This is a genomic window from Kribbella amoyensis, from assembly GCF_007828865.1.
In the GTDB taxonomy this organism is placed as follows: Bacteria; Actinomycetota; Actinomycetes; order Propionibacteriales; family Kribbellaceae; genus Kribbella; species Kribbella amoyensis.
In genome coordinates this window covers 4,824,175-4,836,876 of record NZ_VIVK01000001.1, presented here as the reverse complement: position 1 = coordinate 4,836,876, position 12,702 = coordinate 4,824,175, and the positions used below count along the sequence as shown (strand labels likewise).

Sequence of the window (12,702 nt, the reverse complement as noted above, 5' to 3'; positions counted from 1 at the left end):
CCGGCCTCACTGCCGCGGCTCCGGCGCCTCCAAGCGGGCCAGGTCGGCGGCACCGATGATGCCGGCGTCGTTGCCGAGTTCGGCGATCCCGAACGGCGGGTGCGGGCGGTTCGCCTTGGCCGGCAGGTTCCGCTCGAAGGCGACCAGCGCGGACTTCGTGACCAGGTCCTTCGCCGCGCTGACCCCGCCGCCGAGCACGATCAGGCTCGGGTCGAACAGGGTCACGATGCTCGCCAGACCCTCGCCCAGCCAGCGGCCGAGGTCGTCCAGCAGCTCGACCGCGCACGGGTCGCCCTGGGTCGCGGCCGTGGTGATCATCGGGCCGGTCAGCTCGGCGGAGTCGGTGATGCCGCACACGCTCAGCATCTGCGCCGCGGCGAGCGACCCGGAGTCCGCCTGCGCCCGGCCCTCGCGGACCAGCGCGCGGCCGGAGGCGTACTGCTCCCAGCATCCGCGCGCACCGCAGCCGCACCGGTGTCCGCCCGGGACGACGCGCATGTGCCCGAGCTCGGCGCCGACACCGTGGGCGCCGCGCAGCATCTCGCCACCGAGCACCACGCCGCCGCCGATCCCGGTGCCGACGGTGATGCAGACCATGTCCTGGACGTCGCGCGCGGCGCCGAACGCGAACTCGCCCCAGGCGGCCGCGTTCGCGTCGTTCTCCACCACCACCGGGACCTTGAGCGCGTCGCCGACGCGGGCGCCGAGCGGCTCGTCCCGCCAGGCCAGGTTCGGCGCGAACAACACGGTGGAACGGTCCGCGGAGACGAAGCCGGCGGCACCGATGCCGACCGCCTCGATCTCGTGGTCCGCGATCAGCTCGGCGGCCGCGTCGATGATCGCCTTCGCGGTCTGGTCGACCGAGTCGGCCGGCGTGTCCCGGTGGGTCCGGGCGCCGATCTTGCCGTCCGGGCCGACGACGCCGGCCGCGATCTTCGTTCCGCCGACATCGATGCCGATGCTCAGTCCCATGGTTCGGGGTCCTCACTCACGTCGATCCGGTCCACCCGGGACCGCACCGGTTCGTCCGCCTCCGGCTGACCGGCGGTCCGCGACTCTGCGTCCGTCCGGGCCTGGCGCGCCGCCTCGGCGGCCGCCTCCAGCAAAGATCTCATCGACCCGAGCACCCCGGCCGCGGCCGTCGACAGCTGCTCGATCGTCTCAGGACTGGTACTCCGCACCCGGTTGATCAGCTGACAGACCGGACACCACTGACACTCCGGCCCCCGCCCGATCCCGTGCAGATGCTCCTCACCACGCCCAGCATCCGCCTCTCCCCCGCCGTCACCTTCGTACGCGTCGGCACCCCGCCCCGCGCCGCCGCGGGAGGCGCGACCCGCGCTCGGGTCGGCCACGTCCTCCCCCGCACCGCCGGCTGCCGCCGGACCGGGCGCCTCAGCGCCTTCCGCACCGTGTGCGTGCGCGCCGCGGGCTTCGGCGGCGGCTTGCTGGAGGACGGCGAAGAGTTTGGCGGCTTCTTCGGCGACGGATCCGACCGGGTCCTTGCTCACCTGGTGCCCTCCGTCATCGCCGCATGCTCCGCAGCGAGCTCGGAGTCCATCTGCTCGCGGATCTCCTGCGCCAGCTCCTGCGCGGACTCCAACGGCCCGGCCCCGGTCGGTACCTCCGCCGCCGGCGCCCCGACGCGCTGCGCCGGCTCCCGCGGAGCGAAGCGCACCTGCAGCCGCCCGTCGTCCAGCCGCGCCCCCGCGACCACGCCGCGCGCCAACGCGGCCGGCAGCGGGATCACCCGGCGGTACGACCCGACCGTGATGATCAGCTCGTCGCCGTGCCGGGCCAGCTCGAGATCGGCGGCGGATGCCAACGGCAACGGCATCGTCAGCGTGTACGTCCGCCCGTCGGTGTCGATGTGCCGGTCCACCAGCAACGAGGTCGCGTCCGAGGCCCGCGCGAACGGGTCGTCCCCGCCGTACATCTCGACCGCGAACGCGGCCAGCTCCTCCACGCCGACCGGCTCGCACGCGCGGTACGGCGACTCCCAGATCGGCAGCGGGCTGAACGAGTCGGCCACGTCCTCCAGGATCCCGCGTTGCGCGGCGACCCACTGCCGGCGCCAGTTGTCCGCGCCGGCCGCCGGGAACACCCGGTTCGCGACGATCCCGTCCACCCGGTACCCGTACAGCGACAACGTCGTGAGCGACCGACGCGCCTCGGCAACGACCACGGCCTCCGGCGTCAGCACCAGCCGCACGGACGCGTCCGGCCCGGCCAGCAGCGCCCGGATGTCGGCCAGGTCGCGCTGCAACCGCCGGAGCGCGTCGAACACGTTGTCGTCCGGCATCGGCAACCCGGACGCCCGCCCGAGCAACGGCCGCAGGCTGCGGATCACCTTGCGCTCGGCGTGGATGATCCGGTCCATGTACCAGTTGAGCGCCTCCGGCAACGCCAGCAGTCGCAGCGTCTCGGCGGTCGGCGCGCAGTCCACGACCACGACGTCCCAGCGGCCCGAGCGGACGTGATCGCGCACTTCGAGCAGCGCGAGCACCTCCTCGGCCCCCGGCAGCACGGTGAGCTCCTCGGCCTCGATCGGGTCCACCCCGACGACGTGCAGCACCGACCGCAGGTACGCCTGAATGTCGCCCCAGGACCGCTCGAACCGGCGTTGCGTGTCGATCTGCTGGACGAACAGCAGGTCGTCGATCTCGGTCGGCTCCTGGCCGACCTCGGAGTCGAACGCGTCCGACAGCGAGTGCGCCCCGTCGGTGGACAGCACCAGCGTGCGCAGTCCCCGCAATGCGGCCAGCGTGGCGGTGCCGGCCGCGGACGTGGTCTTCCCCACGCCGCCCTTACCTGTGTACAGCAGAACCCGAGTCACTGGAATCAGGACTCGACGCGCTTCTTGAGCCCCTTCAGGGCCGTGTCGATGATGACCTTCTCGGCCTTGCGTTTGAGCATGCCGATCATCGGGATCGCGACATCCACCGCGAGCCGGTACGTCACCTCGGTCTGCCCGTCGCCGGCCTCCCGCAGCACGTACGCCCCGTCCATCCCCTTCACCATCTTGGCCTGCACGAGCGACCAGGTGACCTCGTTGCGGGACCAGACGTAGTCCAGCGTGTACTCGTCGGAGATCGCCCCGGCGTCCACCTTGAACCGGACCTGTTTCGGCCGGCCGGCCTCGTCGGTGGACAGCACCTCGGTCTCGCGCATCGAGTCGGCCCACTGCGGGTACGCCTCGAAGTCCGCGATCACCGCCATGATCGCCTTCGGGGTCGCGTTCACGACGATGGTCGAGGTGGTCTGCTCTGCCATCGATTCACCTCTTCGCTGCCGGGACGGTTGCTCTGACGCTCCGGCCGCTGGCCTGGTCGGCGGCACAGCCGGTCGCGGGGCGCCGGGGCCCCCACCGGAGACTATCGCGGGTTCCCAGCCGGGCCTGCGCTCGCCCGCGGCGCGGCCCGTCTCGATCTCGTCCTTGAACCGCCAGATGTTGGCCCGGTACCGCGCGACGTACTCCTCCTGGAGCCTGCGCAACGCCCGCGGACGCAACGGCCGCGCCGGGTCGACCCGGAGGTACCAGTGCACCACCACGCCGTCGCGGACCTGCTCCAGCCACCACTCCGCCGTACCGGTCGCGGCGCCGGTGACGGCCCAGCGGACGCCCTCCAGGCCGCGGCGCTCGGACGGCGTCAGGACCAGGTCCGGCCACCACTCACGCCACAGGGTGTCCGAGCCGAGCCGGTCCGCGACGTAGGCTGGTTCGGCAACGACCAAGTCGTCGCAACTGATGTCGAGCGATGGCATACGTACCTAGTTCCCTGGGTCACACTCGTCTGGCTACTTACGGGTAGGTGACTGTAGCGTGCGCCGGAGTCGACAAATCGTGACCGACTGAGGAGACGCGGATGCGTGAGTACACCGTTCCTGCTGTGATCGAGCCCCCGACGACCGGCGGGCTGGGCGACGCCGTCTGGGCGAACGCGTCCTCTCATCCTGACACCGCCGTGTTCAGCCGCCGGGTCCAGGGCGGCTGGCAGGACGTGTCGGCCGCCGAGTTCGCCCGCCAGGTCGGCGCGGTGGCCAAGGGCCTGATCGCGGCCGGCGTCCAGCACGGTGACCGGGTCGCCCTGCTCAGCGCCACCCGGTACGAGTGGACCCTGGTCGACTACGCGATCTGGTCGATCGGCGCCGTCACCGTCCCGATCTACGAGACGTCGTCCGCGTCCCAGATCCAGTGGATCCTGACCGACTCCGAGGCCGTCGCCGCGATCGTCGAGAACGCCGCGCACGGTGCCGTCGTCGAGTCCGCCCGGTCCGACGCGCCGTCGCTGCAGGAGGTCTGGCAGCTGGACTCCGGCGCGATCGAGGAACTCACGGTCATCGGCCAGAACGTCACCGACACGGAGCTGGACAAGCGCCGGAGCGCGGTGACCCCGGACGACCTGTCCACGCTGATCTACACCTCGGGGACCACCGGCCGGCCGAAGGGCTGCCGGATCACCCACGCGAACTTCATGGACGAGCTCGGGACCGCGGTGAAGGTGCTCGACGACCTGTTCGACGTGAACGGCGCGTCCACCCTGCTCTTCCTGCCGCTGGCGCACGTGTTTGCCCGGATCATCCAGGTCGGCTGCGTGATGATGCGGGTCAGGCTCGGCCACAGTTCCGACGTGAAGAACCTGGTCACCGACCTCGGTGAGTTCAAGCCGACGTTCATCCTCAGCGTGCCGCGGGTGTTCGAGAAGGTCTTCAACACCGCCAGCCAGACCGCGCACTCCGCGGGCAAGGGCAAGATCTTCGACGCCGCCGCGGAGACCGCGATCGCGTACTCCCGGGCCCAGGACGACGGCGGCCCGGGCTTCGGGCTGAAGGCGAAGCACGCCCTGTTCGACAAGCTCGTGTACGGCAAGCTGCGGACCGTCCTCGGCGGCCAGGTCGACTACGCCGTCTCCGGTGGCGCCCCGCTCGGCGAACGCCTCGGCCACTTCTTCCGCGGTATCGGCGTCCCCGTCCTGGAGGGGTACGGCCTGACCGAGACCACGGCCGCGTTGTCGGTCAACCTCCCCGACGACATCCGCATCGGTACCGTCGGCCGGCCGCTTCCGGGGGTCACGGTCCGGGTTGCCGACGACGGCGAGCTCTGCTTCAAGGGCGGCCAGGTGATGCAGGGCTACTGGAAGAACGACGAAGCCACCGCGGCCTCGATCGATGCCGACGGCTTCTTCCACACCGGCGACCTGGGCGAGTTCGACGCCGACGGCTTCATCCGGATCACCGGCCGCAAGAAGGAGATCCTGGTGACGGCCGGCGGCAAGAACGTGGCCCCCGCCGTCCTCGAAGACGCGATCCGTCTACACCCGCTGGTCAGCCAGTGCATGGTCGTCGGCGACGGCAAACCGTTCATCGCCGCCCTCGTCACCCTCGACCCGGAAACCATCCCGGCCTGGGCCACCCAGCACGGCAAGCCGACCGACCTGCAAGCGCTCGTCGACGACAAGGACCTGCTCGCCGAGATCCAGAAGGCGATCGACGAAGCCAACACCGCGGTCTCGAAGGCCGAGGGCATCAAGAAGTTCACGGTGCTCCCCACGGACTGGACGCAGGAGAACGGCGAGCTGTCCCTCAAGCTCTCCCTCCGCCGCCACATCGTGATGAAGAAACACGAAGCCGACGTCGAGGCGCTGTACGCGAAGTAGCCCCCACGCCCAGCTCCGCCGTCGCTCAGCTCACCGCCCGGCAGCCGACACCCTGTCTCCAACGCATTCGGAGCACCGTAGATGCAGCTGGCAAGCACGGTCTGGGACGGCGGCGGGCGGGTCGTCGTCCTGCTGCACGGGATGATGGGGTGTGCCGAGCAGTTCTGGCAGGTCGGGCCGGCCTTGGCCGAGCTCGGCTATCGAGCGGTTGCCCTCGATCTGCCGGGCCACGGTGAGTCGCCTTCGGCGGCGGCCGCGGACCTGGGGTTGTTCGCCTCCTCGGTGGTGGAAGCGGTCGGCGCGGAGCCGGAGTTGGCCATCGGGCATTCACTCGGTGCCGTTGTGCTCGCCGAGGCGCTGCCTGCTCTTCGGCCGTCCAGGGTCGTGTACGTCGACGTCCCGCTGGCCGATGATCGCGGGTCCTCCCCGTCGGCCCAGGAACTGGCCGCGACGTTCGCCACGGCAAAGGCGGGGCGCACCGTGGAGGCGCTCACGATCAGCCGGCCGGAGTGGACCGACCAGGATCGCCAGGTCGAGGCGGCTGCGGCTCGTCGGTTCGATGTCGGTACCGCGGTCGCGGTCGAGCTCGCGTACGCGAAGAATCCGCGCACGCGGCCGCCTGGTACCGACAGACCGTCATTGGTGATTCGCGCCGAGCCGAGCCGGTACGTGTCCGCGGCGCGCGCTGCCGTACTGCGGGAGCTCGGCTTCGAGGTTCGTTCGATCGCCGGGGCCGGGCACAGCGTTTGGTACGGGCATTTCCCCGAGTTCATGGCGGCGCTGGACGGCTGGGTCTGACCGAGGTCTTCAGGCTGTCGGAATCTGTCAGTGTTCTGACAGTGGGGTGGAGTTAGGTGAGGGCAGCACCGCGGATTCGTTCGTAGGGCTGCTCGCCTTTCGCCTCTGGAGGACTCATGTTGAAACGTCGTCTCGCCGCCCTGGCGTTGACGTTGGGTATCGCGGTCGCCGGTCTGGTCACCGTCACGCAGCCGGCCAACGCTGCGACAACAGCCGCCACGGCCACCTGCAACGCGGGGAGTGCCTGCCTCTACTGGTACAACACCGACGGCTCCGCCACCCTCAAGTACCAGAACGCCGGCAACATCCACGGCCTGCTCGGGGTCGGGTACTGGGGTGGTTACGTCTGGAACAACGGAAAGAAGTACCCCGGCGCAGACCACATCACGCTCACCACGAAACTCTATGACGTTCGCTGGCGGATCTGCCTGCACTACGGCGCGGTGAACTTCACCCAGGGGACCGGTGTCGCGACGGCCGGCAAGCTCCAGGACGAAGAGACCGTCACCGGCTGGACCTGGCGCGGTGAGTGCGCCGCGGGCGAGGACCGCTGGCACAGCTACTGACCCACAGACCGCCTCGGCCGGCGGTAGGCCCCCCGATTCCCGCCGGCCGAGGCGCCGTTCCTTGAAACCGCGCCGCCCGTACAGTCGGGGCCATGTCGACCGACGATGCGTTCCTCGCCGACGTCACCTCCCGCCTCGCCGCACTGCCGGCCGTCGAGGCGGTGGCACTCGGTGGATCGCGGGCCGTGGGCAACCATCGACCCGACAGCGACTGGGACTTCGCGATCTACTACCGCGGCCCCTTCTCCCCCGGCGACCTCCGCGCGATCGGCTGGCCGGGTGAAGTCTCCGAGCTCGGCGGATGGGGCGGCGGCATCTTCAACGGCGGCGCCTGGCTGACCGTCGACGGGCGCCGGGTCGACGTGCACTACCGCGACCTCGACGACGTGGAGCACCAGCTCGCCGAGGCGCGAGCGGGCCGGTTCGGGATCGAGCGGCTGATGTTCCATCTGGCCGGCGTCCCCACCTACATCGTGGTCGCCGAGCTCGCCCTCAACCAGGTACTCCACAGGGCCCTCCCCCGCCCCGAATACCCCGAGCTCCTCAAGCAACAAGCCGGCCGGCGCTGGCGGGACGAGGCGCGCTTGACCCTCGACTACGCGCGCACCGCGTACGCAGCTCGCGGCCTCGTCACCGAGACGGCAGGCGCGATCGCGACCGCGGCCTGCATGGCGGCGCACGGAGTACTGGCTTCTCGTGGCGAGTGGGTCACCAACGAGAAACGCCTCCTCGAGCGAGCCGGGTTCCGTACCGTGGACTCGGTTCTCGCCACGGACAACCTGACCGCTGCCATCGACGACGCCTCCTCGCTCCTGGGGCTCACCTCACCGCGCTGAGCCGCTGTCCGTTGGTGTCAGTGATCTGACAGCGCGACGGAGTTGGGTAATGGCACGCCCCGCGAAGCCGGTTCGCGGGGCGACTCATCGCATCGCTCCAGGAGGACAGAAATGTTGAAACGCCGTCTCGCCACTTCGGTGGTGACGTTGGGCATCGCTGTGGCCGGTCTGGTCACCGTGACACCCGCGGCCAACGCGGCCACCTGCAACTCGGGCAGCGGCTGCATCTACTCGACCAATCCCGATAACAGCGACTCCCTCATGTACCAGACCGCGGGCAACCTCCGGACGGCGAAGACCGTCGGCTACTACGGCGGGTTCGTCCGGAACAACGGCACGCGGTATCCCGACGCCGACCACCTCACCGTCACGACCTTGCACAACGGCGAGCGCTGGCGGATCTGCCTGCACTACGGCCCGGTCAGCTTCACGGAGGGAACTGGCGCCACCACGGCAGCTCACCTCCAGAGCGAGGAGACCGTCACCGGCTGGACCTGGCGCGGTGAATGCGCCGCGGGCGAGGATCGCTGGCGCCGCTACTGACCCGGACCGTTCCGGCCGATTCCGCCGGCCTCGGCCACGATGCCGGGACCGCGGACAAGCTGTGCCTTGTCCGTGGTCCCCAGTACCTGTCCGCGGTCCGGTCCCCACCCGCTCCGCGTAACGAATTCCTGCTCTCACTGCGTCTGAAAAGTCAAAGGGCGAACGCGAACAGAACTATTTCGGCGCCTGCTGCCGTCTTCTCAGTAGGACGGCACCGAAGGTTGGCTCGACTTCGACGGGAGCTTGTGGATGAGGGCGAATGGGTGGACCGGCTCTGCGCCAGAGGGCTTCGACTCGGCAACAGTGCGGGGCGAGTTGACGATCGGTGAGATCGAGCCGGCGGAGTACCAAGGCGCGGCGGACCTTCATGGTGGAAGGAGTTTCCTGCAGCTCGCGTCCTGGGCAGAGGTCAAGCCCGACTGGTCGTCCGACCTGCTGGCTTGGCGGGATGCGGACGGCCGGGTCGTCGGTACGACTCTCGTCCTGTTCCGCCGGTTGCCCGGGCTGTCCCGGTGGTACGCGTACGTGCCCGAGGGACCGGATATCGACTGGGCCGATCCCTGGCTGGAACGCTGGCTGGACCCGTTGCTCGATCACCTGGAACGGCGCGGCGCCTTCGCGGTACGGATCGGCCCGCCGGCTGCTCTCCGACGGTGGCAGGCGACCACCCTCAAAGCTGCCGCTGGTCGTCGGCGACACGTCGATCACGTACTGGCCGACGTCGTCGAACCGGCCGGCTCAGCTGCTTCCGATCGGCTCAGATCCCTTGGCTGGCAGCGATGCGGCGCGGGACGCCTGGCGATCGACGCCCAGCCGCGGTACCAGTTCCAGGTACCGATCGGTGGCCGGGACCACGACCTGCTGGCCGGGTTCGGCAAGGAGTGGCAGCGCAACATCCGCAAGGCGATGAAGGTGGGCGTCCGGACCCGGCGTGGATCCGAGCACGACCTGGCGACCTTCCACGAGTTGCTGCGGCAGACCGAACTACGCAACGGCTTCCGCCTCGGCAGGTCGTTGGCGTACTACCAGCGGCAGTACCGGGCCCTCAACCGCGATGCGCCGGACCGGATGCGGCTGTACCTGTCGAGCTGGAACGGCGAGGTGCTCGCCGCCCACACGATGAACGTCGTCGGGCGCCGGGCCTGGTACCAGACGGGTGGATCGGCCAGTCATCGTCGCGAGGTCCGGCCGAGTCACATCCTGCAATGGACGATGATGAGGGACGCACAGAAACTCGGCGCCGAGCGGTACGACATGCGCGGCGTGTCCGGATGTCTCGACCCCGAGGACCCGGCGTTCGGCCTGCTGCGCTGGAAGCTGGGCACCGGTGGCGAACTCGTCGAGACCGTCGGCGAGTGGGAGCGGCCACTTCCCGGACCGATGAACCTCGCCCTGCACCGCGCGATGCTCCGCTACCGCGACCGGCCGAATTCCCTCGACGGCTAGGGCAACGTCAGCTCGGGCGGAAGCTGACCTCGGCGGCGTGCGGTACCGACTCGAGTTCGTCGCCGAGGGCCCATTCGGCGACCCGGGAAACCACCTCGGCCGGTACCGGGTCGGCACCGTTCATCGCCGGGATCCCCGTCGTCGCGTGGGCGTCGCGCGGGAGGACGACACGGAAGCCTCGAGCCAACGCGGTCCGCGCGGTCGCGCTCACGCACATCTCGGACATCAGGCCGCACACCACCAGCGAACCCACGTCCCGCTGCGCCAGCAACTCGGTCAGCCCGGTGTCCGCAAAGGCGTCGTCATGCACCTTGCGTACCACGGGCTCGCCGTCGACGACCGGGAAATGCAAGTCCCAACCCGGCGTACCGGGCGCATCGGACAGGCCCTCGGCACCGTCGTTCTGGACATGGACGACAAGCGCACCGGCCGCGCGAGCGTGATCCAGCAAGGTCGTCGTCTGCGCGACCAGCGCATCGGCGGAAGGGACCGCGCCGGGTCCGGTGACATGGGCCACCTGGACATCGATGATCAGCAGCGCGTCGACGGGCTCTCGCATGGCCCGATCCTCAGCGCTCATTCCGCCCAGGTCAAACCGATTCCCGCCCGGTCAACTCCGCCAGCAGACGACCCAGTTCGGAGGACGCGGTCACCTGGACCTGTTCGAGGTCCAGCCAGTGAGCCATCAGGGTCAGCTCGGCGGCCAACTCCGGCGCGATCGCGGAATCGGCCACTCCTGGTTCGGGCGTGACGGTCGGGACCAGCAACGCGGAGTTGCGGCGGTCGGACTTCAGGTCGACGCGCGCGACCAGGCGATCGCCGAGGAGGAACGGGAGCACGTAGTACCCGTGGACCCGTTGCGCGGCCGGGGTGTAGATGCTGATCCGGTAGAAGAAGTCGAACAGCCGGTGCACCCGATCGCGGTTCCAGATCAGCGTGTCGAACGGCGACAGCAGGGCGCGCGCGTGGACCGGCCGATCCTCCGCGTCCCGCCATCGGTAGCTCTGCCGGCTCTCCCCCTCGACCTGTACCGGGACCAGCTCCCCGGCCTCCACCAACTCCCCGATCACCCGCTTCCCAGTTGCCGTGAGCAAAGGAAAGTGACCCTGGGCACCGCACAACTCCCGCGCCGTGGCCACGCCGAGAGAGCGGGCCGAGATCCGTACCAGCTCCCGCAGCGCCTCGTCGGTACCGAGGTCACCCCCGGCCAGGACAGCCGCAGGCAGCACGCGCTCGGTGAGGTCGTAGTGCCGCTCGAAATTGCGCCGGCCCGCGATCGTCACCCGGCCCGCGCTGAACAGGTACTCCACCGCGATCTTCGCGTCCTGCCAGTTCCACATCCGGCCCGTACTCGGATCCGGGTCCGGTTCGTCGCGGCCACGGCGTACCCCGTCCGGGCTGGCCTGACCGGCGGTGACCGGGCCGCGGTCCGTCACCACCCCGAGCACCTCGTCGACGAACCCGGGCCGCTCGACGGTCAGCCGGCGCATCCCCGCGACGACCGACCACGGCGCCGACAACTCCGGGTCGAGCTCGGCGTCCCAGTCCTGACGTTCGGTGGCCCGCATCCGCCAGCGCAGCAGGGGGTACTGGCCGACCGGGATCAACGCCGCCTTGTGACCCCAGAAGTACTCGAACAGCGTCCGGTCGTCGCTCCAGCACATTCGGTCGAGCGTCGCCCGCGAGTACGGTCCGAGCCGCGCGAACAGCGGCAGGTAGTGCGAGCGGCAGAGTACGTTCACCGAGTCGAGCTGCAAGACTCCGAGCCGCTCGACCACCCGCCGAAGGTGCCGTCGATCGACCCGCCCAGCCGGTCGCGGCTCGGCGAATCCCTGCGCCGTCAGCGCGATCCGGCGCGCAACCTCGCTCGGGATCCGCTCGCCCGCCGGGCGCCCAGCCGCTGCCATACCGCCGAACCTACCGCCCGTCCAACGCACTTGGGAACGACCGGGGCCCGGGGATCACCGGCCGCCCGTGAACGTGATCCCGTTCGTGATCTGCTTCTGCGCCAGGAAGAAGATCGCCAGACACGGCAGCGTGATCAGCACCGAGGTTGCCATCAGCAACGGGGTGTCGGTGCCGTTCACCGACTGGAACCCGGCCAGTGCCAGCGGCAACGTCTTCCACTGGTCGGAGTTGATGTAGATGGCCGGCCCGAGGAAGTTGTTCCAGTACCCCATGAACAGCAGGATCGACACCGCCACCACCGCGGGCCGCGCCAGCGGCAGGTACACCAGCAGGAACATCCGGAACCAGCCGCAGCCGTCGACCACCGCCGCGTCGGCCAGCTCCCCCGGCATCCGGGCGAAGAACTGGCGGAACAGGAAGATGTAGAACGGCGAGCCGAAGAACGCCGGCAGGACCAGCGGGTACAGCGTGTCGATCATGCCGAGGTTGTTGAACAGCATGAACTGCGGCACCATCGTCACCTCCCCCGGCAGCAGCATCGTCGCCAGCACGACGGCGAAGATCACGCCGGAGAACCGGACCCGCAGCCGGGCGAACGCGAACCCGGCCAGCGCGCACGAGAAGACCGTGCCGACGATCGGGATCACCGTCGTCAGCACCGAGTTCAGCGTGTACCGCCAGAACGGGAACGACGTGATCGCCCGGGTGTAGTTGTCCCAGAGGAACTCGTCCGGCCAGATGCTCGCGCCGGCGCTGCCGACCCCGGCCAGCGAGCGCAGCGACGTCGCGATCATCCACAGGAACGGGTACACGAACGCCGCCGACCCGAGCACCAGCACGACGTACAACAACAGCGTCGTCGGCAGGTTCCGGCGCCAGTACGGGCGGTCGGCGCGCCGGATCGCCGGCGTCTCCGCCGGACGGGTCTCCACCAGCACAGCCATGACG

At 69.9% G+C, this 12,702-nt stretch carries 13 protein-coding genes; 6 read left to right on the top strand and 7 right to left on the bottom strand.

Going from position 1 to position 12,702, the window contains the following annotated elements; translation table 11 throughout:
- Positions 1 to 6 precede the first annotated feature (6 nt).
- From FB561_RS22675 to FB561_RS38745, 4 genes are read right to left on the bottom strand one after another with little or no spacing between them, the layout of a single operon-like run.
- Positions 7 to 972 carry an ROK family glucokinase gene (locus FB561_RS22675; RefSeq protein WP_145809945.1) on the bottom strand — a complete coding sequence of 322 codons (966 nt, stop codon included), beginning with the start codon at positions 970 to 972 and terminating at the stop codon, positions 7 to 9.
- Complete coding sequence (locus FB561_RS22670; RefSeq protein ID WP_145809942.1) at positions 963 to 1,511, bottom strand: hypothetical protein; 549 nt, start codon at positions 1,509 to 1,511, stop codon at positions 963 to 965. The genes FB561_RS22675 and FB561_RS22670 overlap by 10 nt, the downstream gene beginning before the upstream one ends.
- Positions 1,508 to 2,836 carry an ArsA family ATPase gene (locus FB561_RS22665; RefSeq protein WP_145809939.1) on the bottom strand — a complete coding sequence of 443 codons (1,329 nt, stop codon included), beginning with the start codon at positions 2,834 to 2,836 and terminating at the stop codon, positions 1,508 to 1,510. Before FB561_RS22665 ends, FB561_RS22670 begins: the two co-directional genes overlap by 4 nt.
- A 5-nt stretch (positions 2,837 to 2,841) precedes the next feature.
- A complete protein-coding gene (locus FB561_RS38745) occupies positions 2,842 to 3,765 on the bottom strand; it encodes an SRPBCC family protein (RefSeq protein WP_145809936.1) in 924 nt (307 codons plus the stop codon).
- Positions 3,766 to 3,866: 101 nt separating this feature from the next.
- On the opposite strand from FB561_RS38745, the gene FB561_RS22655 reads away from it, so the two are divergent.
- The 6 genes from FB561_RS22655 (at position 3,867) to FB561_RS22630 (ending at position 9,846) form a co-directional block, all read left to right on the top strand.
- Positions 3,867 to 5,657: an AMP-dependent synthetase/ligase gene (locus tag FB561_RS22655; protein ID WP_145809934.1), complete on the top strand. Its 1,791-nt coding sequence runs from the start codon at positions 3,867 to 3,869 to the stop codon at positions 5,655 to 5,657.
- An 81-nt stretch (positions 5,658 to 5,738) separates the two neighbouring features.
- Entirely contained in the window at positions 5,739 to 6,455 is a 717-nt protein-coding gene (locus tag FB561_RS22650) for an alpha/beta fold hydrolase (protein WP_145809931.1), read from the top strand.
- A 116-nt stretch (positions 6,456 to 6,571) separates the two neighbouring features.
- Positions 6,572 to 7,021: a hypothetical protein gene (locus tag FB561_RS22645; protein WP_145809929.1), complete on the top strand. Its 450-nt coding sequence runs from the start codon at positions 6,572 to 6,574 to the stop codon at positions 7,019 to 7,021.
- 92 nt (positions 7,022 to 7,113) lie between these two features.
- Positions 7,114 to 7,857 (top strand): nucleotidyltransferase domain-containing protein, encoded by a 744-nt coding sequence (locus FB561_RS22640; RefSeq protein WP_145809926.1) that lies wholly within the window; start codon positions 7,114 to 7,116, stop codon positions 7,855 to 7,857.
- Between the two features lie 111 nt (positions 7,858 to 7,968).
- A complete protein-coding gene (locus tag FB561_RS22635; protein WP_145809924.1) occupies positions 7,969 to 8,400 on the top strand; it encodes a hypothetical protein in 432 nt (143 codons plus the stop codon).
- Positions 8,401 to 8,649: 249 nt separating this feature from the next.
- Positions 8,650 to 9,846, top strand: a complete 1,197-nt coding sequence (locus FB561_RS22630; protein ID WP_145809922.1) for a lipid II:glycine glycyltransferase FemX — start codon at positions 8,650 to 8,652, stop codon at positions 9,844 to 9,846.
- A 7-nt stretch (positions 9,847 to 9,853) separates the two neighbouring features.
- Here FB561_RS22630 and FB561_RS22625 read toward each other — a convergent pair whose 3' ends face one another.
- The 3 genes from FB561_RS22625 to FB561_RS22615 are packed head-to-tail and all read right to left on the bottom strand — an operon-like array spanning position 9,854 to position 12,698.
- Positions 9,854 to 10,405 carry a cysteine hydrolase family protein gene (locus FB561_RS22625; protein ID WP_145809919.1) on the bottom strand — a complete coding sequence of 184 codons (552 nt, stop codon included), beginning with the start codon at positions 10,403 to 10,405 and terminating at the stop codon, positions 9,854 to 9,856.
- Between the two features lie 31 nt (positions 10,406 to 10,436).
- Positions 10,437 to 11,753 (bottom strand): winged helix-turn-helix domain-containing protein, encoded by a 1,317-nt coding sequence (locus FB561_RS22620; protein ID WP_145809917.1) that lies wholly within the window; start codon positions 11,751 to 11,753, stop codon positions 10,437 to 10,439.
- A 54-nt stretch (positions 11,754 to 11,807) separates the two neighbouring features.
- Positions 11,808 to 12,698, bottom strand: coding sequence for a carbohydrate ABC transporter permease (locus FB561_RS22615; protein WP_145809914.1), 891 nt, complete (start codon positions 12,696 to 12,698; stop codon positions 11,808 to 11,810).
- Between the last annotated feature and the right edge of the window lie 4 nt (positions 12,699 to 12,702).

Coding starts and splice junctions, on each gene's coding strand:
- FB561_RS22675 (WP_145809945.1), bottom strand. CDS start 972: ATGGGACTGAGCATCGGCATCGATGTCGGCGGAACGAAGATCGCGGCC.
- FB561_RS38745 (WP_145809936.1), bottom strand. CDS start 3,765: ATGCCATCGCTCGACATCAGTTGCGACGACTTGGTCGTTGCCGAACCA.
- FB561_RS22655 (WP_145809934.1), top strand. CDS start 3,867: ATGCGTGAGTACACCGTTCCTGCTGTGATCGAGCCCCCGACGACCGGC.
- FB561_RS22650 (WP_145809931.1), top strand. CDS start 5,739: ATGCAGCTGGCAAGCACGGTCTGGGACGGCGGCGGGCGGGTCGTCGTC.
- FB561_RS22645 (WP_145809929.1), top strand. CDS start 6,572: ATGTTGAAACGTCGTCTCGCCGCCCTGGCGTTGACGTTGGGTATCGCG.
- FB561_RS22640 (WP_145809926.1), top strand. CDS start 7,114: ATGTCGACCGACGATGCGTTCCTCGCCGACGTCACCTCCCGCCTCGCC.
- FB561_RS22635 (WP_145809924.1), top strand. CDS start 7,969: ATGTTGAAACGCCGTCTCGCCACTTCGGTGGTGACGTTGGGCATCGCT.
- FB561_RS22630 (WP_145809922.1), top strand. CDS start 8,650: ATGAGGGCGAATGGGTGGACCGGCTCTGCGCCAGAGGGCTTCGACTCG.
- FB561_RS22625 (WP_145809919.1), bottom strand. CDS start 10,405: ATGCGAGAGCCCGTCGACGCGCTGCTGATCATCGATGTCCAGGTGGCC.
- FB561_RS22620 (WP_145809917.1), bottom strand. CDS start 11,753: ATGGCAGCGGCTGGGCGCCCGGCGGGCGAGCGGATCCCGAGCGAGGTT.
- FB561_RS22615 (WP_145809914.1), bottom strand. CDS start 12,698: ATGGCTGTGCTGGTGGAGACCCGTCCGGCGGAGACGCCGGCGATCCGG.